The organism is Polaromonas sp. YR568 (assembly GCF_943371715.1).
GTDB lineage: Bacteria > Pseudomonadota > Gammaproteobacteria > Burkholderiales > Burkholderiaceae_C > Polaromonas.
This window is the reverse complement of the sequence record NZ_CALRVW010000014.1, coordinates 51,724-75,233: the sequence shown is the minus strand read 5'-3', so window position 1 is coordinate 75,233 and position 23,510 is coordinate 51,724. Positions and strand designations below refer to the sequence as shown.

26 protein-coding genes are annotated in these 23,510 nt (G+C 65.4%); 16 read left to right on the top strand and 10 right to left on the bottom strand.

All coding sequences use genetic code 11. From position 1 onward, the window contains the following. The first annotated feature begins 24 nt into the window (after positions 1 to 24). Complete coding sequence (locus AAG813_RS11960) at positions 25 to 537, top strand: hypothetical protein (RefSeq protein ID WP_341915272.1); 513 nt, start codon at positions 25 to 27, stop codon at positions 535 to 537. Beyond that, positions 534 to 1,886 carry a GAF domain-containing protein gene (locus tag AAG813_RS11955; protein WP_341915269.1) on the top strand — a complete coding sequence of 451 codons (1,353 nt, stop codon included), beginning with the start codon at positions 534 to 536 and terminating at the stop codon, positions 1,884 to 1,886. Before AAG813_RS11960 ends, AAG813_RS11955 begins: the two co-directional genes overlap by 4 nt. 10 nt (positions 1,887 to 1,896) lie before the next feature. On the opposite strand, the gene AAG813_RS11950 is transcribed toward AAG813_RS11955, so the two are convergent. Continuing rightward, positions 1,897 to 2,634 (bottom strand): hemerythrin domain-containing protein, encoded by a 738-nt coding sequence (locus tag AAG813_RS11950; protein WP_341915264.1) that lies wholly within the window; start codon positions 2,632 to 2,634, stop codon positions 1,897 to 1,899. Between the two features lie 230 nt (positions 2,635 to 2,864). Continuing rightward, positions 2,865 to 3,782 carry an SAM-dependent methyltransferase gene (locus tag AAG813_RS11945; protein ID WP_341915262.1) on the bottom strand — a complete coding sequence of 306 codons (918 nt, stop codon included), beginning with the start codon at positions 3,780 to 3,782 and terminating at the stop codon, positions 2,865 to 2,867. 116 nt (positions 3,783 to 3,898) lie between these two features. Here AAG813_RS11945 and AAG813_RS11940 point away from each other — a divergent pair, with 116 nt between their 5' ends. The 6 genes from AAG813_RS11940 (at position 3,899) to AAG813_RS11915 (ending at position 9,103) form a co-directional block, all read left to right on the top strand. After that, on the top strand, positions 3,899 to 4,348 hold the full coding sequence (locus AAG813_RS11940) for a MarR family transcriptional regulator (RefSeq protein ID WP_341915260.1): 450 nt from the start codon (positions 3,899 to 3,901) through the stop codon (positions 4,346 to 4,348). A gap of 64 nt (positions 4,349 to 4,412) precedes the next feature. Further along, the gene (locus AAG813_RS11935) at positions 4,413 to 4,832 is read left to right on the top strand and encodes an organic hydroperoxide resistance protein (protein ID WP_341915256.1); all 420 of its coding nucleotides are present in this window, start codon (positions 4,413 to 4,415) and stop codon (positions 4,830 to 4,832) included. A gap of 67 nt (positions 4,833 to 4,899) precedes the next feature. Next, positions 4,900 to 5,985: a DUF2855 family protein gene (locus tag AAG813_RS11930; RefSeq protein ID WP_341915253.1), complete on the top strand. Its 1,086-nt coding sequence runs from the start codon at positions 4,900 to 4,902 to the stop codon at positions 5,983 to 5,985. 112 nt (positions 5,986 to 6,097) lie between these two features. Next, the gene (locus tag AAG813_RS11925) at positions 6,098 to 7,147 is read left to right on the top strand and encodes a serine/threonine protein kinase (protein WP_341915249.1); all 1,050 of its coding nucleotides are present in this window, start codon (positions 6,098 to 6,100) and stop codon (positions 7,145 to 7,147) included. 33 nt (positions 7,148 to 7,180) lie between these two features. Next, complete coding sequence (locus tag AAG813_RS11920; protein ID WP_341915246.1) at positions 7,181 to 7,714, top strand: GNAT family N-acetyltransferase; 534 nt, start codon at positions 7,181 to 7,183, stop codon at positions 7,712 to 7,714. A gap of 18 nt (positions 7,715 to 7,732) precedes the next feature. Further along, a complete protein-coding gene (locus AAG813_RS11915; protein ID WP_341915243.1) occupies positions 7,733 to 9,103 on the top strand; it encodes an MATE family efflux transporter in 1,371 nt (456 codons plus the stop codon). Between the two features lie 19 nt (positions 9,104 to 9,122). On the opposite strand, the gene AAG813_RS11910 is transcribed toward AAG813_RS11915, so the two are convergent. From AAG813_RS11910 to AAG813_RS11875, 8 genes are read right to left on the bottom strand one after another with little or no spacing between them, the layout of a single operon-like run. Next, the gene (locus AAG813_RS11910) at positions 9,123 to 10,418 is read right to left on the bottom strand and encodes an acyl-CoA dehydrogenase family protein (protein WP_341915239.1); all 1,296 of its coding nucleotides are present in this window, start codon (positions 10,416 to 10,418) and stop codon (positions 9,123 to 9,125) included. Positions 10,419 to 10,472: 54 nt separating this feature from the next. Next, positions 10,473 to 11,957 (bottom strand): 4-hydroxy-3-polyprenylbenzoate decarboxylase, encoded by a 1,485-nt coding sequence (gene ubiD, locus AAG813_RS11905; protein ID WP_341915234.1) that lies wholly within the window; start codon positions 11,955 to 11,957, stop codon positions 10,473 to 10,475. Positions 11,958 to 11,960: 3 nt separating this feature from the next. Next, entirely contained in the window at positions 11,961 to 12,572 is a 612-nt protein-coding gene (locus AAG813_RS11900; RefSeq protein WP_341915231.1) for a UbiX family flavin prenyltransferase, read from the bottom strand. Then, positions 12,559 to 12,993: a putative zinc-binding protein gene (locus AAG813_RS11895; protein WP_341915226.1), complete on the bottom strand. Its 435-nt coding sequence runs from the start codon at positions 12,991 to 12,993 to the stop codon at positions 12,559 to 12,561. The genes AAG813_RS11900 and AAG813_RS11895 overlap by 14 nt, the downstream gene beginning before the upstream one ends. Continuing rightward, positions 12,986 to 13,510, bottom strand: coding sequence for an SCP2 sterol-binding domain-containing protein (locus tag AAG813_RS11890; RefSeq protein ID WP_341915223.1), 525 nt, complete (start codon positions 13,508 to 13,510; stop codon positions 12,986 to 12,988). Before AAG813_RS11890 ends, AAG813_RS11895 begins: the two co-directional genes overlap by 8 nt. A 14-nt stretch (positions 13,511 to 13,524) precedes the next feature. Then, the gene (locus AAG813_RS11885; protein WP_341915220.1) at positions 13,525 to 14,142 is read right to left on the bottom strand and encodes a hemolysin III family protein; all 618 of its coding nucleotides are present in this window, start codon (positions 14,140 to 14,142) and stop codon (positions 13,525 to 13,527) included. 12 nt (positions 14,143 to 14,154) lie between these two features. Beyond that, positions 14,155 to 15,057 (bottom strand): U32 family peptidase, encoded by a 903-nt coding sequence (locus tag AAG813_RS11880; RefSeq protein WP_341915216.1) that lies wholly within the window; start codon positions 15,055 to 15,057, stop codon positions 14,155 to 14,157. A gap of 14 nt (positions 15,058 to 15,071) precedes the next feature. Next, complete coding sequence (locus tag AAG813_RS11875) at positions 15,072 to 16,121, bottom strand: peptidase U32 family protein (protein ID WP_341915213.1); 1,050 nt, start codon at positions 16,119 to 16,121, stop codon at positions 15,072 to 15,074. A 293-nt stretch (positions 16,122 to 16,414) separates the two neighbouring features. Here AAG813_RS11875 and AAG813_RS11870 point away from each other — a divergent pair, with 293 nt between their 5' ends. The 8 genes from AAG813_RS11870 to AAG813_RS11835 all read left to right on the top strand — a co-directional run bounded on the left by AAG813_RS11870 (position 16,415) and on the right by AAG813_RS11835 (position 23,413). Next, complete coding sequence (locus AAG813_RS11870; protein ID WP_341915210.1) at positions 16,415 to 16,702, top strand: DUF2249 domain-containing protein; 288 nt, start codon at positions 16,415 to 16,417, stop codon at positions 16,700 to 16,702. A gap of 31 nt (positions 16,703 to 16,733) precedes the next feature. Then, positions 16,734 to 19,010, top strand: coding sequence for a nitric-oxide reductase large subunit (locus AAG813_RS11865; RefSeq protein ID WP_341915205.1), 2,277 nt, complete (start codon positions 16,734 to 16,736; stop codon positions 19,008 to 19,010). A 65-nt stretch (positions 19,011 to 19,075) separates the two neighbouring features. Continuing rightward, positions 19,076 to 19,327: a DUF2249 domain-containing protein gene (locus tag AAG813_RS11860; protein ID WP_341915202.1), complete on the top strand. Its 252-nt coding sequence runs from the start codon at positions 19,076 to 19,078 to the stop codon at positions 19,325 to 19,327. A gap of 17 nt (positions 19,328 to 19,344) precedes the next feature. Further along, positions 19,345 to 19,815, top strand: coding sequence for an Rrf2 family transcriptional regulator (locus AAG813_RS11855; RefSeq protein ID WP_341915199.1), 471 nt, complete (start codon positions 19,345 to 19,347; stop codon positions 19,813 to 19,815). Continuing rightward, on the top strand, positions 19,812 to 20,174 hold the full coding sequence (locus AAG813_RS11850; protein WP_341915196.1) for a metal-sulfur cluster assembly factor: 363 nt from the start codon (positions 19,812 to 19,814) through the stop codon (positions 20,172 to 20,174). Before AAG813_RS11855 ends, AAG813_RS11850 begins: the two co-directional genes overlap by 4 nt. 83 nt (positions 20,175 to 20,257) lie before the next feature. After that, positions 20,258 to 21,337: a hypothetical protein gene (locus AAG813_RS11845; protein ID WP_341915193.1), complete on the top strand. Its 1,080-nt coding sequence runs from the start codon at positions 20,258 to 20,260 to the stop codon at positions 21,335 to 21,337. Beyond that, positions 21,334 to 22,530 carry an NnrS family protein gene (locus AAG813_RS11840; RefSeq protein WP_341915190.1) on the top strand — a complete coding sequence of 399 codons (1,197 nt, stop codon included), beginning with the start codon at positions 21,334 to 21,336 and terminating at the stop codon, positions 22,528 to 22,530. The genes AAG813_RS11845 and AAG813_RS11840 overlap by 4 nt, the downstream gene beginning before the upstream one ends. A gap of 37 nt (positions 22,531 to 22,567) precedes the next feature. Beyond that, the gene (locus AAG813_RS11835) at positions 22,568 to 23,413 is read left to right on the top strand and encodes a PA4780 family RIO1-like protein kinase (protein ID WP_341915186.1); all 846 of its coding nucleotides are present in this window, start codon (positions 22,568 to 22,570) and stop codon (positions 23,411 to 23,413) included. Positions 23,414 to 23,510: the final 97 nt, after the last annotated feature.

The following is a 23,510-nucleotide window of genomic DNA, read 5'->3' as shown; positions in this document are numbered from 1 at the left end:
CTGACGCTTTTATACTCTGGCGGGATGAGCGTCCCTACGCCCGCCTCGCTGCTGTCGCCCGAGCTGATCGCCATGATGGACAAGGGCGTGTCGGTCAACGTGAGCTCCTGCAGCCTTGAGCTGCGACCAAGCATCATGCGGGCCGTGGGGAGCGCCCTCACAGCCGGGTGCCAGACGGTCACGGTCTACGTGTCGCGCTCCCAGTCCCGCCAGCTGATTCAGGATATTGCGACCACTGGCCGCATCGCCGTTGTGTTTTCGGAGCCGGCAACACACCGCACGGTCCAACTCAAAGCCAGAGCCGCCCGCATCCGCTGTGCAGAGCCTTCCGATGAAGCCGCGCTGGCGCGCTACCTGGCGTCGATGGAGCAGGAAGTTGGACGGGTTGGGTACGGCCCTGCATTCACGCAGGCCATGCTGGCCAACCGGCTGGAAGACGTGGTGGCCATCAGTTTCGAACCCTTGCAGGCCTTTGACCAGACGCCGGGCCCCGGGGCAGGAACGGCCCTGAGCCTCCAACCGGCGGGCGCAGCGTGATCCCGCCCACCCTTGCCGACATACGTCCCTGCCTGGAAGGCGCGATCCCGGCCGTCATGGCAACTTGCGCGCTCGATGGAACACCCAATGCCGCGTACATCTCGCAGGTGTTTTACGCGGGCGAACGGCAGGTTGCCCTGTCTTTCCAGTTTTTCAACAAAACACGGCAAAACATTCTGGCCAACCCGCACGCCACCGTGCTGGTGCTCCATCCGGTCACCGCAGCCTTCTTTCGCCTGCATCTCCGCTACCTGCGCACGGAAACGCAGGGCCCGGTGTTTGAAGGGATGAAAGCGCAGCTGGCCGGCATCGCCTCGCACAGCGGCATGGCAGCTGTCTTCAAGTTGCGGGGCTCGGACATCTATGAGGTTCAGGAGATCGAGCCTGTTGCCGGCGAGCCGGTGGCGGCCTTGCCAGCGCGTACCCATGTGCTCACGGCGCTGCGCCGTGGCAGCGAACGTCTGGCGCGTTGCACCGGGCTGGACGAGTTGCTCAATTCGACCCTCGCCACCCTGACCGATTTTCTGGACATCCGCCATGCCATGATCCTGATGCTGGACGCCGGCACCCAGCGGCTTTACACCGTCGCCAGCTGCGGTTATGCCGTGTCGGGAGCGGGCTCCGAAATCGAGATGGGCCATGGCGTGATTGGGATGGCGGCGCGCGAACGCACGCCGGTGCGTATCATGCACATGACCAGCGCCTACCTCTACAGCCACGCCATTCGCAGCAGTCTGCTCGATCATGCGCCCGGGCTGCTGCTGGACACCGACATCCCTTACCCCGGACTGGCCGAGCCGCACAGCCAACTGGCCGTGCCCATTGAATCGGCCGGCAGGCTGCTGGGTGTGCTGTTCGCGGAGAGCCCTGAGGACCTGCGTTTCGGCTTTGAAGACGAGGATGCACTGGTCACCCTCGCCGGGCACCTGGGCGCCGCCATCGACCTGATGCAGGCCCGGCCCGACACGCTGGATGCACCTGCCCCCCTGCCTGCAATGTCGTCCATTCCACCCGCAACCGGCACAGCCCTGAGGCTGCGACGGTTCAGGGCCAACGACAGCGTCTTTGTGAATGACAGTTACCTGATCAAGGGCGTGGCCGGCGCCATTTTCTGGAAGCTGGCCAGCGACTATGCCCAGCATGGCCGAACGGAATTTTCCAATCGGGAGTTGCGGCTGGACCCGGCCATTCATTTGCCCGACGTAACCGACAACCTGGAAGCCCGATTGCTGCTGTTGCAGCGTCGGCTCATTGACCACGGCCCACATATCCGCATCGAGAAAACCGGGCGCGGCCGCTTCCGGCTACAGGTGATGCGCCCGCTCGTGCTGCAGGAAGTGCAAGGCTGAATTGGCCGGGTCAAGCCGCGACCAAGCCAGGCGCAGCCGCCAGCCCCAGACCGCGCGTGAGCTTGGCCCACTCCGCGTCACTCAGGTGGGGGCGCACCCGGTCCATGGCGGCTGCAAAGGCTGGGGCCGGTGCATGGACCTGCATTTCGCCCATCATGGTCTGGCGCTCAGCCGGGTTCATGAAAGGCACCAGCCAGCGCAAGGTGTACATCATCTCTTCCGGTGGAATCGAAGCGACCAGTGCGCCGTGGAGGTCCGCCAGCTCGGCATCGGTATAACGCGACCACAGCACCGCGTTGTGCGCCGTTTCCTCCACATGCATGTGCTGGAAATTATCGGCAATGAACAGCGCCAGTTGCCGATACAGCTCCAGCGCCAGGCCAGCGCGCCCAGCCAGCGGCGAGTTCAGTAGCGCGCCGACCAGCCCGCCCAGACTGGCAATATGCTGCCCGTGCTCTTCGTGTTCATGGGCGATCAGATCGCTGGCACCGGGGGCGCGCGCTTCCATGGCTGCATGAATGAACTGGTTCTCGTGCGCCAGATGCGAGGCGCAAAGATCCAGCAGCTCATGCACGCGCTGTGTGGTTGCGGCCAGCTCCAGATCGTCACCGATGTCCATGCGGCCCACTGCCAGCAGCGTATCGGTCATCAGCGCGCGCAACGCCTTGTGAATGCCGGCATACAGATCCAGGCGGGGGGCCGGTTGTGCAGCGGCGAGCTGCGTCATCTCCTGAGGGTGGATATTCATGATGTCTTCTTTCCCAGGCAAAGCCTGCTTATGGCTTCAGCGGCATGACGCACCGCGCGCCAGCCATCAGAAAAGCCAGAAAGAAAGTCTAGGAAGGCACGCTCTGGCGCATCGCTAAATATTGCCTACAACAACCTTAAAAGAACGCTATTTGCGGATCCGAAACGGGAATCGGTCACAACCGGCGCTCGGCTGCCAGCGAAGGCTGTGCCACCCTCCTGAAGGCCAGATCAGGCGGGCAAAGCGAAGCGTGCCGTCAGCTCGCCAAGGTTTAATTCCGCCAGCACCTCCTGCAGCCGCTCCTGAGCCTGGCGGATTTTGGCAGCGTTGGGCGATGGCGGCCGACTCGCAATGATGAGTTCGTTTTTCATCGAATGCTCCCAGCCCACCAGCTCGGTCACCGTGACATCGTAGCCATGGGCTTCGAGTTGCAGGCAGCGCAGCACATTGGTGATCTGGCTGCCGAATTCCCGCGTGTGCAGCGGGTGGCGCCAGAGTTCGGCCAGCGGCGTCTTTGACAAACTCAGCGCCTTGTTCTTGCGCAGCACACTGGCCACCTCGGCCTGGCAGCAGGGCACCAGCACCATGTGGCGCGCCTGTTTCTGCAGGCCAAAGGCAATCGCGTCATCGGTGGCGGTGTCGCAGGCATGCAGGGCGGTGACGATGTCCACCTGCGCCGGCAACTGGTCCGAGCTGGTGGCCTGCTGCACCGACAGGTTGAGGAAAGTCATGCGATCAAAACCCAGGCGCTGCGCCAGCGCGCGCGACTTGTCGACCAGCTCGGCACGTGTCTCGATGCCGTAGATGTGGCCGCCGGTTTTCCCGCCCGGGTGCGCGACATTGAAAAACAGGTCGTAAAGAATGAAGCCGAGGTAGGACTTGCCGGCGCCGTGGTCGGCCAGGGTGAACGGCCGGCCGCTGGCCGAGACTTCCTCGAGCAGCGGTGCAATGAACTGGTACAGGTGGTAGACCTGCTTGAGCTTGCGCCGCGTGTCCTGGTTGAGCTTGCCCTCGCGGGTGAGGATGTGCAGCTCCTTGAGCAGCTCGATGGACTGGCCCGGCCGGAGTTCTTCAATGACCTGGGCGGCCTGGACGGGCGGGGCGTGGCGGGCGGGCTTGCCGGCGCGTGGGATGGGAGGGTGTTGCATGGCCCTCCAGTTTAGTGGGCGGCGCCATGCGCTGCCGAAGCCGCAGCAAGGAATCAGCGGAGGCATGATTCTCGATTGACTTGCACACAATTTAATTGTGTGCAATAATTCAATCCATGACAGGCAAATCCGCACCCACCGACGCCATGCTGCTGCTGGACAACCAGCTCTGTTTTGCGCTGTATTCCACCTCGCTGGCCATGACCAAGCTGTACAAGCCGCTGCTCGACGAGCTCGGGCTGACCTACCCGCAGTATTTGGCCATGCTGGTGCTGTGGGAAAAGGACGGCCTCACGGTGAGCGAACTCGGCGAGCGTCTGTACCTGGATTCAGGCACGCTGACGCCACTGCTCAAGCGCCTGGAAAGCTCCGGGCTCGTGGCGCGCCTGCGCGACGTGCAGGACGAGCGCCGTGTTCACATCAGCCTGACCGCGGCAGGCCGCAAGCTCAAGGGCCGGGCCGCCCGCATACCGGGCTGCATCCTGAGCGCCAGCCAGTGCTCGATTCCCGAACTGGTGTCGCTGACCCAACAGGTGCAGGCCTTGCGCCAGCGGCTGGTCGCGTAAATCGTCAACCCCTTCCCGTTTTCAACCCGCTTCACTTTCGAAGCATCTTCCCAAGGAAATCACCATGACCACCTCACTCGAAAAAGTTCTTTACACCGCCCATGCCCACACCACCGGCGGTCGTGACGGCAAGTCCAAAACCGACGACGGCCGCCTGGACGTCACGCTGAGCTCGCCCGGCACCGCCGGCACCGGCACCAACCCCGAGCAGCTGTTTGCGGCCGGTTACTCCGCCTGTTTCATCGGCGCGATGAAGGCCGTGGCCGGCATGAAAAAGATCGCGCTGCCTGACGACCTGAGCATTGACGCCAGCGTGGACCTGGGCAAGATTCCCGCCGGTTACGGCATCGCCGTCCGTCTGGACATCAGCCTGCCGGGCATGGACCGTACCGCCGCCCAGGCGCTGGTCGACGCCGCGCACCAGGTCTGCCCTTACTCGAACGCCACGCGCGGCAACATCGACGTGACGATCACACTGGTCTGATTTCGTCCTGTCGCCAAAGCGGCCCGCCGGTGTTGAGCCGGCGGGCTTTTTCGCTTATGTTGCGTGCATGAGCACCACCACCCTTCTTGTTCGCAAAAACGATCTGGCCAGCACGCGGCTGAAAACGACTGAAGACGCCCCGCTGGCTAACGGCCAGGTTCGCGTGCGGGTCGAATCCTTTGCGCTGACCTCCAACAACATCACCTACGCCGCCTTTGGCGACGCCATGAATTACTGGCAGTTCTTCCCCACCGGCGAAGAAGGCTGGGGCACCATTCCGGTCTGGGGCTTTGGCAATGTGGTGCAGTCGCTGCATCCAGGTGTGGCGGTGGGCGAGCGGCTCTATGGCTACTACCCCATGGCCTCGGCCACCGTGCTCACGCCCGCGCGCCTGAACACCTCCGGCTTTCACGACGGCGCGCCGCATCGACGCGAACTGCATGCGGTCTACAACCAGTACCTGCGCTGCAGTGCCGACCCGTTTTACACCCCGGACACCGAAGACATCCAGGCCCTGCTGCGGCCGCTGTTCATCACCTCCTTCCTGATCGACGACTTCCTGGCCGACAACGATTTCTTCGGCGCGCGGACCATGCTGCTGTCCAGTGCATCCAGCAAGACCGCTTACGGCACAGCCTTCCAGCTGGCCCAGCGCCCAGGCATCGAAGTCATCGGGCTGACGTCGCCGGCGAATGTGGCCTTTTGCGAAAGCCTGGGCTGCTACAGCCGGGTGCTGACGTATGACCAGCTGGACCAGATTTCTGCCGATGCGGCGTGCATTTATGTGGACTTTGCCGGCAACGCCGGGCTGCGCCTGGCCATCCACACCCGCTTTGCGAACCTGGCCTACAGCTGCTCCATAGGCGGCACCCATGTGGCCGAGCTTGGCGGCGCCCGGGATCTGCCGGGTCCGCGCGCCACGCTGTTTTTTGCCCCTGCGCAGATCAAGAAGCGCAGCGCCGACTGGGGTGCAGAAGGCCTGGGCCAGCGCTTGGTGCAGGCGTGGCAGGCCTTCAGCCGGCGGGCCATGCAAGCTGACGCGCCTTGGCTGCTGGTGCAGCAGCACCAGGGCTCCGAAGCCGTTGCCGCGGCCTACCAGCAGGTGCTGGCCGGCAAGGGTGACCCGCGCATCGGCCACATTCTCAAGCTGTGATCTCGCACACACGCTATTGATTTAATAGCTTCCTGCGCTTACCCACAAAGGGCCTGAGGCACTTTTTATCTTTACCTTTGGGGCCTTTTCCGATTGCACCGACAATGGAGGCATGAGCGAACAACCCTTGGCTACGCCCGTGCCCGACGCCGTGCATGCCTACGAAAAACTGACGCCCGACGTGGTGCTGGACGCACTGGCCAGCGTCGGCCTGTATGGCGACGGCCGGCTCATGGCGCTGTCCAGTTATGAAAACCGCGTCTACCAGGTCCATCTGGAAGCGCCGGCGGGCGCGGGCTCTGCTGCGGGTGACATCGTGGTCGTCAAGTTCTACCGGCCCGGCCGCTGGAGCGACGTGCAGATTCTCGAAGAACATGAATTTGCCGCCGAACTCATGGCCGCGGAAATTCCGGTCGTGGGCGCCCTGGCGCTGAACGGCAGCACCCTGCACCACTTCAACGGGTTCAGCTTCAGCGTCTCGCCGCGCCGCGGCGGCCGCCGGCCCGAGCTCGAGGACCTCAGCGTGCTCGAATGGATAGGCCGCTTTCTCGCGCGCATCCACACGGTCGGCAGCGCCAAACCCTTCAAACACCGGCCTGCGCTGACCCTGCAGACCTTTGGTTACGCCAGCCGCGACCTGCTGCTGGCGGGCAACCACCTGCCGCTGGACATGGCGTCGCGCTGGCTCAAGGCTTTTGAAGAAGCGATGAAGGTGGCGCAAGCCGTGTTTGAAGGCGTGGGCGATATCCGCACCTTGCGCCTGCACGGCGACTGCCACCCCGGCAACATCCTGTGGACACCCGAGGGCCTGGAAGGCGCCGGTCCGCACTTTGTCGACCTCGACGACGCACGCAGCGGCCCGGCCGTGCAGGACCTCTGGATGCTGCTGTCCGGCGAACGCGCCCAATGCCTGCAGCAGCTCGGCGCCCTGGTGGACGGGTACGAAGAATTCCGCGAATTCGACCGCCGCGAGCTGGCGCTGATCGAGCCGCTGCGCACCCTGCGCCTGGTGCACTACAGCGCCTGGCTGGCCCAGCGCTGGCACGACCCGATCTTTCCGATCAACTTCCCGTGGTTCGGCTCCAGCGACTACTGGAAAGGCCAGGTCGACATGCTGGAAGAACAGACGGAAGCCATGCAGGAAGCGCCACTGGTGGCGTAATAACTTGTTCCAGATCCATTTTCGGGAGAAACCATGCCCGCCAAATCCTCTGCCCACACCATTCGCCGTCTCGATGCCGTCACCGACGGCCAGTTGCAGTCGCTGGCCGGGCTGCTGATCGATTGCGTGGAGGGTGGCGCCTCCGTGAGTTTCATGCATCCCCTGCCCATAGCCAGGGCGCTCGCGTTCTGGCGCGGTGTGGCCGACGGCGCGGCCCGCGGTGAACGGGCGCTGCTGGTGGCCGAAGATGCCGCCGGCATCGTGGGCACGGTGCAGGTGCTGCTGGACCAGCCAGAGAACCAGCCGCACCGCGCCGACGTGGCAAAGATGCTGGTGCATCGCCGGGCGCGGCGCCAGGGCCTGGGTGAAGCGCTGATGCAGGCTGCCGAGCAGGTCGCGCGCGAAAGCGGCAAAACGCTGCTGGTGCTGGACACCGCCAGCGAGGATGCCGAGCGGCTGTACACCCGGCTCGGCTGGCAACGCTGCGGCGTGATTCCCGGGTATGCGCTGCTGCCCCAGGGCGGGCTGTGTGACACGACCTACTTCTACCGCCTGCTCGGCCACTGATTTGACCGACCACTGACCATGCCGGAAAACCAGGCGGAACCCGCCCCCGCCCGACCGCTCTGGAAGACCTTTCTGGTCTTCCTCAGTCCGCTGGTCCTGACCAACATGTTGCAGGCCCTGTCGGGCACGCTCAACAACATCTATGTGGGGCAACTGCTGGGTGTCGGTGCACTGGCTGCCGTGGCCAGCTTTTTTCCCCTGTTGCTGTTTTTCATTTCCTTCGTGATCGGCCTGGGGGCAGGTGCGTCCGTTCTCATCGGCCAGGCCTGGGGCGCCAGGGATACTGAAAAGGTGCGTGCCATTGCCGGCACCGTGCTTTGCGCAGGCTTTTCGCTTGGCGTGGTGGTCGGGCTGTGCGGCATGTTGCTGGCCGAACCCATCATGCGCCTGCTGGGTACACCACCGGATGTACTGCCCCAGGCCATCGCCTATGCCCAGGTCATGATGGCTGCCTTGCCGCTGATGTTTGTCTCCATGCTGACGGCGGCGGCGCTGCGCGGTGTGGGCGATACAGTCACCCCGCTGTTGTCGCTGGCGGTCTCCTCGAGCATCATTCTCATACTGACCCCGGCCCTGATCCAGGGCTGGCTCGGCCTGCCGGCACTGGGCGTGACCGGCGGCGCCTGGGCCACGCTGGTATCTGCGGTCATCGCCCTGCTATGGGTGGCCTGGCACCTGAAGCGGCGCGGTCGCACGCTCGCACCGGACAGGGACTTCTGGCGGCATGTACGTCTGGAGAAAAAATTCCTGAAGGCCGTCGTGCGGCTGGGCTTTCCCACCGGGCTGTTCTTCATCACCGGCTCGGTGGCGGACCTCGCCCTGTTGCGTCTGGTGAATGGCTACGGCTCTCATGCCACGGCCGCCTGGGGAGCCGTCAGCCAGGTCATGGCCTATGTCCAGTTTCCCGCCATGTCGATTGCGATTGCGGCGTCGGTGCTGGCGGCGCAGGCCATAGGCGCAGGGCGTCTGCACCAGATCGACAGCGTGACCCGCGTCGGGCTCGGCATGAACATCGCCATCACCGGCGGTCTGGCAGTGGGCGTGCTGGTGTTTGCGCGGACCATCGTCGGGCTGTTCATCACCGATCCGGCGGTCGTCACGCTGGCGGCCGGACTGCTGCACATCACCGTGTGGGCCAGCCTGATTTTCGGCCTGGCCAGCGTCTTCACGTCCGTCATGCGCGCCAGCGGAACGGTGCTGGTGCCCACCCTGATCTCGCTGGGCTGCCTGGGCCTGTTGCTGTTCCCGCTGGGCTGGGCGTTCAGTCAGACTTTCGGGCTGCGCGGCATCTGGATGAGTTACCCGGCCACCTACGCGGTGGCACTGCTGCTGCAGACGGCCTACTTCTTCGTGGTCTGGAAGAAAAAACCCATTCGCAAAATGGTGTGAGTGGATCGCGCCCCGAACGCTAACGAATGCGCGGTGGCGCCTGCAACTGCTCGGGCGTGGTGAAGTAGGCGGCGGTGCTGCCTGCGCGCGCTTTCGCCTGCGCCAGTTCGTGCCGTGCCACGGTGCGCAAATGCACCTCGTCGGGCCCGTCCATCAGGTGCAGGGCCCGGCCCCAGGTCCAGAAATAGGCCAGCGGCGTATCGGGTGACAGGCCCATGGCACCGAAGGCCTGCATGGCACGGTCCACCACCCGTGTCTGCAGCCGCGCGGCCACCACCTTGATGGCGGCCACGCGCGCGCGCAGTTGTGCCGCATCATCTTTGCCTTCGTCAAGCGCCCAGGCCGCGTGAAGAATCAGCAGACGCGCCTGGTCGATCTCGATGCGCGACTCGGCGATCCATTCCTGCACATTGGAAAAATCCGAAAGGTATTTACCGAAGGCCTGGCGCTCCAGCGTGCGTTCCGTGGCCAGCTCCAGCGCCAGCTCGCACTGGCCGATGGTGCGCATGCAGTGGTGCACCCGGCCCGGTCCGAGTCGCGCCTGCGCCATGGCAAAACCCTCGCCCCAGCCGCCCAGCAGGTGGTTCACCGGCACGCGCACGTCGCGCAGCAGGATTTCGCAATGGCCTTCGGGCGCATGGTGGTGCACCACGGCAATGTTGCGCAACACCTGCAGTCCCGGCGTGTCCATGGGCACCAGCACCATGCTGTGCCGGTGATGCGCCCCGGCCGGGTCACCCTCGCCTGGCGCCTCGTCGTTGCGGCACATCACCACCAGCAGCCGGCAGTTGGGGTGCGCCGCTCCGGTAATGAACCACTTGCGGCCATTGAGCACCAGTTGCCCGCCCTCGCGCCGCACGGTGGTCTGCAGGTTGGTCGGGTCGGACGAGGCCACGTCGGGCTCGGACATCGCAAAGGCTGACCGGATGCGGCCTTCCAGCAAGGGCATCAGCCATTGCGAGCGCTGATCGGGCGTGGCAAAGCGGTGCAGCAGTTCCATGTTGCCGGTGTCGGGGGCGCTGCAGTTGAACACCTCCGCGGCCCAGGGCAGGCGGCCCATGGTTTCAGCCAGCGGCGCGTAATCAAGGTGACCCAGGCGCGTGCCGGGCTCGTCCTCCTGCAGGCCCGGCAGAAACAGGTTCCACAAGCCCGCCTCGCGTGCCAGCGCCTTGAGGTCTTCGAGAAAAGGCGGCGGATAAATTCCCTCCTGCACCGAACGGTGCCAGGCCGCGTTGTAGGGCAGCAGGTACTGCTGCATGAAGGCCTCGAGTTGCTGGCGCAGCGCCAGCGCCTTGGGAGAGTGATGGAAGTCCATAAGCCATTGTGCGATTCGGGCGAGACACTGTCAGAACGCAGGCGACACCGCCCGTCACAGCCCCAGGGACTGAAAGATGCCGTCCATGCGCGCCTGCACCGCCGCATCCATGATGATGGGACGGCCCCATTCGCGCTGGGTTTCGCCGGGCCATTTGTTCGTCGCGTCCAGTCCCATCTTGCTGCCCAGACCGCTCACCGGCGAGGCGAAGTCCAGGTAGTCGATGGGCGTGTTTTCGATCAGCATCGTGTCGCGCGCCGGATCCATGCGGGTGGTCAGGGCCCAGATCACCTCGCGCCAGTCGCGCACGTCCACGTCATCGTCCACCACGACCACAAACTTGGTGTACATGAACTGGCGCAAATGGCTCCACACGCCCATCATCACGCGCCGCGCGTGGCCAGGGTAGGCCTTCTTGATGCGCACCAGCGCCATGCGGTAGCTGCAACCTTCAGGCGGCAGGTAAAAGTCGGTGATTTCGGGAAACTGCCTTTGCAGCAGGGGAATGAACAACTCGTTCAGGGCCATGCCGAGCACGGCAGGCTCGTCCGGCGGTTTGCCGGTGTAGGTGGAGTGATAAATCGGGTCGCGCCGCAAGGTGATGCGGTCCACCGTGAACACCGGAAACGAAGCCTGCTCGTTGTAATACCCCGTGTGGTCGCCGAACGGTCCTTCGAGCGCATGCTGGTAGCCGCTGGGGTGGCCAGCATCCGGATAGATGTGGCCCTCGAGCACGATTTCGGCGGTGGCCGGCACGCGCAAACCGCTACCCAGCGCGCGCACCACGTCGGTACGCGCGCCGCGCAACAGGCCGGCGAACTGGTACTCCGACAGGCTGTCGGGCACCGGGGTCACCGCGCCGAGGATGGTGGCCGGATCGGCGCCCAGCGCGACGGCCACGGGATAAGGCTGGCCCGGATGCGCCGCGCCATGGTCGCGAAAATCGAGCGCGCCGCCGCGGTGCGCCAACCAGCGCATGATGAGCTGGTTGCGTGAGAGCACCTGCTGGCGGTAAATGCCCAGGTTTTGCCGTGGCTTGTGCGGCCCCTGGGTGATGACCAGGCCCCAGGTGACCAGAGGCGCAACGTCGCCGGGCCAGCAGTGTTGCACCGGCAACCGCGCCAGATCGACATCAGCACCTTCCCAGACCACCTCCTGGCAGGGGGCTGAACGCAATTCACGCGGCGCCATGTGCCACAAGGTTTTAAGCAGCCCGCCCAGCCCGAGCATGTCTTTCAGGCCCTTGGGTGCTTCGGGTTCCTTGAGGGCTGCGAGCACCTCGCCAAAGGAACGCAGCGCGCGCAGGTCACCTACACCCATGGCGCGCGCCACACGTGCCGGCGTGCCGAACAGGTTGGCCAGCACCGGCATGTTGTGTCCGGTGGGTTGTTCGAACAAGAGGGCCGGGCCACCGGCACGCAGGACGCGGTCGCACAGCGCCGTCATTTCCAGATGCGGCGACACCGGCTCTGCCACGCGGCGCAGGTCGCCGGTCAGCTCGAGCTGGGCCATGAAATCGCGCAGGTCGCGGTAGCGCATGGCTCAGGGCCCGGCCGTGGCGAGAGCCCGCCCGTCCCAGCGCGGGGCCAGGTCGTGCGGCAGGTCCAGCAGGTCCAGCACACGCGCCACGCTGCCGTCCACCAGCTCGGCCACCGACTGCGGACGCTGGTAGAAAGCCGGCATGGGCGGGCAGATGATGGCGCCCATTTCGGTCACGCTGACCATGTTGCGCAGGTGACCCAGGTGCAGCGGCGATTCGCGCACCATCAGCACCAGGCGCCGGCGCTCCTTGAGCACCACGTCGGCGGCGCGCGTGATGAGGTTGTCCGCCAGCCCGTGCGCCACGGCAGCCAGCGTGCGCATCGAACAGGGCGCCACCACCATGGCACTGCATAAAAAGGAGCCGCTGGCAATGGAGGCGCCCACATCGCGCGCGTCGTGCACCTGGTCGGCCAAGGCTTCAACGGCGGCGCGGCTCATGCCCTGCTCCTGGTCGAGGTTGCGCCAGCCCGCGTCGGACACCACCAGGTGGGTCTCGATCCCTGCCAGGGCATCAAGCACCTGCAACAGGCGCGTGCCATACACCGCACCGCTGGCCCCGGAGATCGCAACAATGATGCGTCGGGGTGGGGTCGCGCTGTCACCGGGGAGCATGTTCGTCCGCTCCTCCGGCGGCAATCCCGCCAGCGGTAGGGGATGCACGCAGCGGCACCGCCAGCAGGTCGGCGGCCACACGCTCGAGCACCAGCGCTGCCTGCGCGGGATCGAAGTCCTCGTGCGTGCGCTTTTTGACACCGTATTGCTGGAGCGGGTAATGCCGGTCGGCCGTGATGTCATGGCGCGCCAGCACACTTTTCACGCAGGCCAGCGGGCAGCCATCGAGCGCGATGACGGGCCGCCCGGAGCGCACGATTTTCATCAGATGGGGCACGTCGCCGCCCACCCCGGCAATGCAGGACATCTCGGCGACGCCGCGCCGGTCCAGCTGCAGCGCCACCTGGTTGGCCAGCTGCGCGGCGCTGGAGCATCCCGAACAGGAATAAACCAGCGGCAAACTGCGACGGTCCTCAGTCATGATTTTTACCTGCATGCTGGCGCGGGCCGACACCGGCCGAACGCTGCCGTGGACCCAGGCGTGCCAGCAACTGGAGCGGCGTCCACTGCTGAAAGTCGAGCACCGGCAGTTCCAGGGCATCGAGCGCATTCTTGACGACCAGGCCCAGCTCGGTGTCGCCCTCCATGGCGAGGCGGCGGCTGAAAAAAAGCGTGTCCGGATCTTCCTGGCGCTGCGCCAGGCGCATGAAATCGTGGGCGCTGGCACTGATGGCCAGGTCGGTGGCCTGCTGCCGGGGGCAGGCGGCGAAGCGCTGCCCCGTCCAGGCAAAGTCAAAGGTCAGGCGCGCGTCACGCACATGGATGCGCAGCTTTTTGTGCAGCAACAAGCGGCCCACGTCGGCCGGCAACTGGTGCGCCAGGCCCAGGTTAAGCGCGCTCACCAAGAGCACCGAGCCGGGATAAGCCGGCAGGCGCGCCAGCAGCGACCCGAGGGCCGGCGGCAAGGCAAGGGGAGGAGAGGAAGAAAAGGGTTTCATGGCGGTCCACAGAGTCAGGCCACATACAGCAGCACGGTGATGAAGTGGCAGATGCTGCCGCCCAGCACACACAGGTGCCACCAGCCGTGGCCGTGGCGCAGCTTGTGGTCGGTGGCGTAAAAACCAATGCCCAGGGTGTAGCAAGCACCACCCGCGGCCAGCCAGGCAAAGCCCGCAGGCGTCAGGGCGGTCCACAAGGGCGCCACCGCCACAAGCGCCAGCCAGCCCATCAGCACATAAATGACCAGCGACAGCACACGCGCGCCTTTGGCCAGCCAGATTTCCTGCACGATGCCCAGCAGCGCCAGGCCCCACACCACGCCCAGCAAGGACCAGCCCCAGGCGCCGCGCAGCGAGACCAGAGCGAAGGGCGTGTAGCTGCCGGCGATCAGCAGGTAGATCGAACAATGGTCGAACTTGCGCAGCACGTTTTTGGCGCGACCGCGTACGCTGTGATACAGCGTGGAAAAGACGTACAGCGCCACCAGCATGGCGCCGTAGATGCTGAAGCTCACAATTTTCCAGGGGTCACCGACGAAACCGGCGGGCACGATCAGTGCGACCGACCCCGCCACCGCCAGCCCGGCGCCGACGAGGTGGCTGATGCTGTTGAAACGTTCGCCGTGGTACATCGTTTTCCGCCCTCAGCCAGCGACCGCGGATGCCACCTGCTCCAGGCCGGGGCGGCCGTGCCAGTAGCCATTGCAGCCCTTTTCCGGCATGAGGGGCTGCATGCGCGCCAGCGCCTCCTGCGGCGTCAGCACCTGCTTGCGTGCTGCATCGAACAGGGCGATCACCTCTGCCATGTGCTGCGCCTGCGGACTCAGGCGCACCACATCCACGCCCGCGACACGCATGTCCTCCAGCGCATCGACCAGGTTGTAGACCCGGGCCGACTGGGTCTGCGTGCCGTTGAGCACCAGGAACTCCTCGCTCTCGCGGGTCCTGAGCATCAGGCCGTCCGGGTGGTCGAGGCAACTGAAGCGGCAGTCGTCCTTGGGCAGGTTGCGCTGCCGCGCGGTAAAGCAGCGCGCCGAGTAGGCCAGCGGCATGCGGCCGTAGGCAAACACCTCGGTTTCAAGACCGGGCGGGCGGTTCTGCTGCAACAGCGCAAGATCACCCTGCTTCATCTCCAGCGGCATGACCCAGCGGCAGGCGCCCAGCGAGGCCATCCACTGCAACGACGCCGGGTTGTACAGGTTGAGATGCGGGCCGGCCACAAACGGCAGCTTGCCGGCCAGGCGGTGGACGGCGCCCATGTCGTTGGCCTCGACCCGGAAATCGCCATTGGCCGTGATCCTGTGCATGGTGCCCACATCGCTGCCCGACTCCAGCAGCACCTGGGTCGAGAGCACCACCTCCTTGCCGGCAGCGCGCAGGCGGGTCGCGATGTCCAGCCAGTCGGCCAGGCGCAACTCATGGCGCCGCGAACACACGGTTTCGCCGAGGTAGACCACATCCACCGGGGAGGCAGCGACCGCGTCATAGAAACTGAAGACAGCCTCGCGTTGCCAGTAATACAGCAGCGGGCCCAAGGCGATTTTCATGGTGCGGGTGTCCATCATTTCCAGGGCCGGTGGTAAGCGCCCAGCGTGTGTTGCTGGCCTTCGGCCACCTGGTCCAGGCTGGCCATCCAGGTGGTTTTCGGTGCGTAGCGATGCGGGTTGGCGACGCAATGGTCGATCGCCTCGCGCCAGACCCGGGTGACCTGCGCCACATAAGCCAGGCTGCGCTGGCGGCCCTCGATCTTGATGGCGCGCACACCCATCTTCATGAGCTGCGGCAGGAGTTCGAGCGTGTTCAGGCTGGCGGGCTCCTCGATGGCGTAATAACTCTCGTCGTCACCCACGTCGAAGCGCCCCTTGCACAGCGTGGGGTAGCCGGCGTTTTCCCCGCTGGCATATCGGTCGATCAGCACGCCGCCCAGCCGCGACTCCAGGCCTTGCGGCGTTTCCTGCCAGCGTACGGACTTGGCCGGCGAACACACGCCGTGTGTATTGGGCGATTCGCCCGTCACATAGGACGACAGCGCACAGCGCCCCTCCACCATCACACACAGGCTGCCAAAACCGAACACCTCGATTTCCACCGGCGTCTTGTCGATGACCTGCTGCACCTGTTCCAGCGACAACACACGTGGCAACACCGCGCGAACGATACCGAACTGCTCGCGGTAGAAATTGATCGCCTCGTAATTGGTGGCCGAACCCTGCACCGACAGGTGCAGGCGCAGCGCCGGATAACGGGAAGCGGCGTATTGCATGAGCCCGGGGTCGGCGAGGATCACGGCATCCACCCCCAGGTCCACAGCCTGGTCCAGCGCCGCGCGCCAGGGACCGGGGTTGGCGGCCTGCGGGTAGGTGTTGAGCGCCATGAAAACCTTGCAGCCGCGCTCGTGGGCATACCGGATACCTGCGGCAATGGCGGCCTCGTCGAAATTGAGGCCGGCAAAGTTGCGTGCGTTGGTTGCATCGCGCAGGCCCAGGTAGACACAACTGGCGCCGTTGTCCACCGCGGCCTTCAGGGCCGGCAGGCTGCCGGCTGGACAGACCAGTTCCGGAGGAGGTGGATGGGAAAGGACAGGTTCGGCGAGAGTTGTGGAGGTGGTCATGCGGGTGGCGATCGGACGTCGGGCCCCGAACGGAGCCGTCACAGCGCACGACCATACGCCGATCCTTCCGGATACTTTCTGATCCCCGTCAAGAAATGGGCTCAAGGCCTTCAAGGCGGGAAACAGCGCCGCACGCCTGGACAAAGCAAGACGGCAAACAAGGCGGAGTTCATCAGCCGCGCATTTGACCTGAATCAACAGGGGAATTGCACGGGCTGCTCTTATAGATGTATTATATATACACTTTATAAATCATCCTTGTTTGTCTTTCCTTGTCAATGAATGGAGTCTCCATGAGCCATACCTCTGCCCCCGCCGCGCTCGATATCCGCACCCTTGCGCCCCGCGAGCGACATCCCCTGATCTTCTCGACCTTCAGCCAACTCCGGGCCGGCCAGGCCATGGAATTGATCAACGACCACGACCCGCAGCCGCTGCATCACCAGTTCCAGGCCGAATGGCCAGGCAAGTTCAGCTGGGCTTACCTGGAACAGGGACCGGCCACCTGGCGCGTGGCCATCACCCGGCTGGCGTCCGCTCACAGCGACGGCCAATGCTGCGGCTCCTGCGGCGGCGCCTGATCCCCTTTACAGAAACCAGAAGGAATACGCGATGAAAAACAACAACATGCTGTGGCGCTGGCTCGGCTTCATCTTTGTCCTGTCGTTTGGGGCCCTGGGTTACCTCGGCGTGCAGATCTACCTGACAGCCCCTCCCATCCCCAAGGCCGTCGTCACCACGTCGGGCGAGGTTCTTTTCACCGGCGAGCAGGTCCAGAAAGGCCAGCAGGTCTGGCTGGCCAGCGGCGGCCAGCAGCAAGGCAGCGTCTGGGGCCACGGCGCCTATCTGGCGCCGGACTGGTCGGCCGACTGGCTGCACCGGGAAGCAACGGCGCTCCAGACCATCCATACGCAGGCCTTGCGCAAGGAGCCGTCGGCCATGACAGCGTCCGACCGCGGCGCGGTCGATGCTGCGCTGAAGGAGGAAATGCGGCGCAACACCTACGACCAAACCAGCGAAACCGTCACCGTGTCACGCGACCGTGCACAGGCGATCCGCGAAGTGGCGAGTCACTACAACGCCCTGTTCGGCAGCGACGTGCAGCTGGACAAGCTGCGTGACCAGTACGCGATGACGGGCAACCTGCTGCCGGATGCGGCAGATCGCCAGGCCCTCACAGCCTTCTTCTTCTGGACGTCCTGGGCCGCAACCACCGACCGGCCCGGCGAGGAAAACCTGTCTTACACCAGCAACTGGCCGCATGAGCCCCTGGTGGGCAACAAGATGACCGACTCGGCCGCGATCTGGTCGATGGTCAGCATCGTCCTGCTGCTCGGTGCCATCGCCGCCATGTTGTGGCTGCACGGCAGCCAGCGCCATGAGCCGGAGGCCTTGCCGCCCAAGGCCGACCCGCTGCTGGGCGCGGTCGCCACCCCCTCGATGAAGGCCACGCGCAAGTATTTCTTTGCCGTGATTGGCCTGATGCTGCTGCAGATCGCCATGGGCGTGATCACGGCGCACTACGCCGTCGAAGGCCAATCCTTCTTTGGCCTGCCGCTGGCCCAGGTGTTGCCTTACGTGGTGAGCCGCACGGTACACACCCAGGTGGGCATCTTCTGGATTGCCACCGCCTGGCTGGCTACCGGCCTCTACATCGCCCCCCTGCTGTCAGGGCGGGAACCCAAGCTGCAAAAACTCGGCGTGGACGTTCTGTTCTGGGCGCTGATTGCCATCGTGGTCGGCTCCACCGTGACCGGCTGGCTGGGCACGCTGCAGCACCGCGGCGTGGACTTCAGTTTCTGGGTCGGCAACCAGGGGCTGGAATTCACCAGCATGGGCCGTGTCTGGCAGATCCTGCTGTTCGTGGGTCTGCTGTTCTGGGTGTTTCTGCTCGGCCGCGCCCTCTGGCCGGCGCTGAAGAAACCGTCGGAAACCCGCGGCCTGATCGCCATGGTCTTCCTGTCGGCCACCTGCATCGGCGGCTTCTACGCGACATCGCTGACCTGGGGCCAGAACACCCACTACTCGATGGTCGAGTACTGGCGCTGGTGGCTGGTTCACCTGTGGGTGGAAGGATTCTTCGAGGTGTTCGCCACCGCCGTGGTTGCGCTGATCTTCACCAAGCTGGGACTGGTTCGCACCGAAAGCGCCAACCGCGCCATCATCGCGGAGACCATCGTGTTCCTTTTCGGCGGCATCCTGGGCACGCTGCATCACCTGTATTTCACCGGCACACCCACCTCGGTGATTGCGGTCGGTGCGGTGTTCTCCGCGCTGGAAGTCGTGCCCCTGACGCTGATCGGCCTGGAAGCCCTGCAGACCTACCGGCGCTCCAAAGCCCTGCCCTGGCTGGCCGCCTACAAGTGGCCGGTCATGTGTTTTGTCGCGGTCGGCTTCTGGAACACCGTCGGCGCCGGCCTGCTCGGCTTCGCCATCAACCCGCCGGCCTCGCTCTACTACGTGCAGGGCCTGAACATGACGGCCGCCCACGGCCACGCCGCCCTGTTCGGTGTCTACGGCATGCTCGGCATCGGCCTGATGCTGTTCTGCCTGCGCGGCCTGTATGCGCGCCATCTGCATGCCGACAACATCCTCAAGCCCGCCTTCTGGAGCCTGAACATCGGCCTGGCGATGATGGTCTTCCTGTCGCTGCTGCCAGCCGGCATTTACCAGGCCTGGGCCAGCGTGACCAAAGGCTTGTGGTACGCCCGCTCGCCGGAAATCATCCACTCACCCGTGATGGAAACCCTGGTCTGGATGCGGGTACCCGGCGACATCCTGTTCGGCATCGGTGCCGTCCTGCTGGCCTGGTATGCCGTGCGACTGTTGCGGCGCCCAGCGGTTCAACCCGCGAACGCCATCACAGCCAAGGCGGCGGCCGGTCTCTGACATCCCTCGAAAGGCCGGCCGCGCCGGCATTTCGTCCCCTTCCCCCTTCTATTGGAGCTTTCACCGTGAGCGAGATCCAGACCCCCCACAACGTGCACCCCTTCGACGCCCGCGGTGTCGCCAAACGTTTCCGCCACGCGGCCATCTTCGGCGCTCTGGAAAGCCTGCACCCCGGAGAAACCATGCGTTTCGTCAATGACCACGACCCCCTGCCCCTGCTGGGCCAACTGCAGCAGGCCTTCGGCGAAAAGCTGGGCATCGCCTACGTCCGGCGCGAGCCGGGGGAAATCGTGATCGACTTCCAGGTCCGCGGCTGAGGCCTTACATTCACCCTATGAAACTCACCGCCTTTACCGACTACAGCTTGCGTGTGCTCATTTACCTGGCCGCGCAACCCCAGAAGCGCGCCACGATTGCCGAAATCGCGACCTCCTTCGCCGTGTCGGAAAATCATCTGACCAAGGTGGTGCACCTGCTCGGTAAAAACGGCTGGCTGGCCAATGTGCGTGGCAAGGGAGGCGGGCTCGAACTGGCCATGCCGCCCGAACTGGTCGGCGTCGGCGCGGTGGTGCGCCAGACCGAGGGCGCGGCCGTGGTGGCCGAATGTTTTTCTGATGAGGCCAACCATTGCGCGATCACACGCATCTGCCGGCTGCGCGGTGTACTCGGTGAAGCGGTCGAGGCCTTCTACACCGTGCTGGACCGCTACACCCTGGCCGACCTGGTGCAGAACCGCCAGGCGCTGGCCAAGGTGCTGTTTATCGACAGGACCGCGCCCACGACGGCAGCAAAGCGCGCCGCATGAGCGCTGATGCCGGACCTGCCATGACCGAGCCCAATGCGCCCTTTCCCTACGAAGGCCCTGAGGCACTGCGCCAGCCCCTGGTGGCGGCACTGACGCGGGTGGTCGACCCGGAGGTCGCCATGAGCATCGTTGATGTCGGGCTGATCTATGGCGTCACCGTGACCGCCGAGAAACTGCATGTCCGGCTGACCATGACATCCGCCGCATGCCCGGTCGCCGATCTCATCATCGACGAGGTCGAGACCGAGCTGGACCGCGTGGCACCGCCGGAATTGCTGATTGAAGTTGAACTGGTGTGGGAACCGCCCTGGTCCGCCGACCGGATGAGCGAGCGCGCCAGGCGCTTCATGCAGTGGTGAAAACGTCGCATCGCCCCAGACAGGCACAACACCAGACGGCGCCACGGTGGGTCACCCTGGCGGTGCGGCCGCTGCTGTTGTCAATGGTCGCGTTGTCGCTGTTGGCAGGCATCGCAGGTGGGCTGCTGCGCGCGGGCGTGGCACTGCCATTGCTGCCTGATTCCGCCTGGCCTGGCCAGGCCGTGCTGACCCACGCTGCACTGATGATCTGCGGTTTTCTCGGTACCGTCATCGGTATCGAACGGGCGGTAGCAGTCAAGTTGCGTTCCGCTTTCCTCGCTCCGCTGGCTTCAGGTGCAGGTGGCGCGCTCCTGCTGCTGGGTCAACCCGGGCCGGGCGCGTGGCTGGGCGTGGCCGCTGCTGCCATCTTCACCGCGGTCAACATCGTGATCGTGCGGCGCCAGCGCGCCGCTCACACCTGGCTGCTGCTCGTCGCCGCGGGAGCGTGGCTGGCCGGCAACCTGCTGTTCGCCACGGGCCAGGACAGCGCTGCGACGCTGCCCTGGTGGTTTGCCTTTCTCGTGATGACCATCGCCGCCGAGCGCCTGGAAATGACACGGTTGATGCGCCGGCGACCCGCCGCGGAGTTGTCGCTGCAAGCCGTGCTGGCGGCGCTGCTCGCGGGCGCGGTCTGGTCGGCCCTGGCGCCGGTCGCAGGCGGGCTGCTGTATGGCTTAGCGCTGGCCCTGCTGGCGCTGTGGCTGGCAGTCTTCGACATTGCCCGCCACACCGTCCGGGCGCACGGACTCAGCCGTTACATGGCGGTTTGCCTGCTCGGCGGCTACGCGTGGCTGGCCGTGGCGGGCCTTGCGTGGGCCGCCACCGCCCTGGGCCTGCCCCTGCGCGACGCCGCACTGCACGCCCTCGGCCTGGGCTTCATCGTCAGCATGATGATGGGCCATGCACCGGTGATCCTGCCGGCCATCGCGCGCGTCAAGCTGCAATTCGGCGCCTTTTTCTACGTGCCGCTGGCCGTGTTGCATCTGTCCCTGTTGCTGCGCCTGGTCGCTGGAATGGCAGGTGACCCGCTGCGCAGCACCGGTGCCCTCCTCAATGCTGCCGCGATAGCGCTGTTTGTGGCCACCATCGCCGGCGCCGCGATCGCCTGGCGCATCCATCATGGCGGGCCCGATGCCCTGCCCACCCGAAAGACATCCTCATGACACCGTTCATCAAGATCGCGGAGCCTCCCCGCCCTTCGCCAGCCCCTGCTGGCTGGGCCCTCTGGGACCTCGGCTTTCGTCCGTTTTACCTGCTGGCCAGCACCTTCGCCGCCCTGTCCATTGGCCTGTGGGCGCTGCAATTTTCCGGCTGGCTGGGCCTGCCCTACCTGCAGGGGCCGATGTGGCACGCCCACGAGATGCTGTTCGGCTTCGCAATGGCCGTGGTCGTCGGTTTCCTGTTCACGGCCGGGCGCAACTGGTCGAACCGGCCGACACCCACCGGCTGGCCCCTGGCCGCGCTGGCGGCACTGTGGGTGGCGGGCCGGGTACTGGTGCTCACGCCTTTCGGCTGGGCGGCGCTACTGGCCAATGTCGCGTTCCCGCTTGCGGCAGCCATCGCACTGGCGATTCCCTTCATCGCCGCGCGCAATCGCCGCAACTACTTTTTTGTCGGCCTGCTGCTGCTGATGTCGGCAGCCGTGCTCGGCATTCACCTGGCACAACTCGGCGTGATGCAGCTTCCGAGCTGGGTCGGCATCCAGCTCGCCCTGGATGTCATGCTGTTCATCATGGCCGTGATGGGCGGCCGTGTGATCCCCATGTTCACCAACAACGGTGTCCCGGGCGCGAATGCCACGCGTCAGCCCCTGCTGGAGAAAGCCGCGTTGGGCAGCGTGCTGGTGCTGCTGCTGGCCGACGCCGTGCAACTGCAGGGTGCGTGGCTGGCCGCCGTGGCCGGCGCCGGCGCGCTTGCCCACCTGGCCCGCTGGAGCCTGTGGCGCCCCTGGAAAACAGGGCGTGCGCCACTGGTCTGGGTGCTGCAGGTCGCCTACTTCTGGATACCGGTGCATCTCGTGCTGCGCGCCCTGGCAGCGGCGGGATGGGTGGCCCCTTCGCTGGCCACACATGCGCTGACGGTGGGCGCCATCGGCGGCCTCATCATCGGCATGATGACGCGAACCGCACGCGGGCACACCGGCCGGCCACTCAGAGCCGACCGCAGCGATGTGGCCTGTTATGTCCTTGTTCTGCTCGCGGCGCTGGTCCGCGTGTTCGTGCCGCTCGCCGTCCCGGCGTGGATCATCGAAGCCACGCTGGGATCGGCAGCACTGTGGTCTGCCGGCTTTGCGCTCTATGTCGTGCGCTACTGGCCCGTGCTGACACGGCCGCGCATCGACGGGCAGGCAGGCTGACTGCGGGCGCTTTAGCCGCGAGGCGCAAAATAGGGCCATGAAACCACCCAAGCGACTGCAGTCATTGATCGAAGAAGGCCTGATCGACACCGTGGTGCGGCAGTTGATGAGCGGCAAGGAAGCCATGGTTTATGTCGTGCGCTGTGGAGACGAAACGCGCTGCGCGAAGATTTACAAGGAAGCCGACCAGCGCAGCTTCCGGCAGGCGGTGGACTACACCGAAAACCGCAAGGTCAAGAACACGCGCCAGGCGCGTGCCATGGCCAAGGGCACCCGTTTTGGCAGGCAGGCGGCCGAGGCGGCCTGGCAAAGCGCCGAAGTCGATGCGCTGTACCGCCTGGCCGCCGCCGGGGTTCGCGTGCCCACCCCGCACAACTTCTGCGACGGCGTGCTGCTGATGGAACTGGTGACCGACGAACAGGGTGACGCAGCTCCGCGGCTGAACGATGTGGAGTTCACGCCGGAACAGGCGCGCCTGCACCACGCCACGCTGCTCACGGAAGTGGTGCGCATGTTGTGCGCCGGCGTCGTGCACGGCGACCTCTCCGAGTTCAACGTGCTGCTGGCCGCGGACGGCCCGGTCATCATCGACCTGCCGCAGGCAGTGGATGCCGCCGGCAACAACCACGCCAGCCGCATGCTGCTGCGCGATGTCGCCAACCTGCGCGGCTTCTTCGGCCGGTTCGCGCCTGACTTGCTGACCACCGACTACGGCCACGAGATCTGGGACCTGTACCAACGCGGCGTGTTGCGGCCTGAGACAGTGCTTACCGGTCGTTTCGCGCACAAGCTCGGGCCGGTGGACATGGGCGCCGTGATGGGCGAGATCGACGATGCGCGGGCCGAAGAGGCGGCGCGCCGCCTGCGCATGCAGACCCTGTAGCGCCCAGGCCCAAGCGAGCTGGTGTCGGACAGACAGGCCCCCGCCTTTGGTGTACGGTGGTCCGCAAGGCTGCACCTCCCGTGCATGCGAAGGCTCC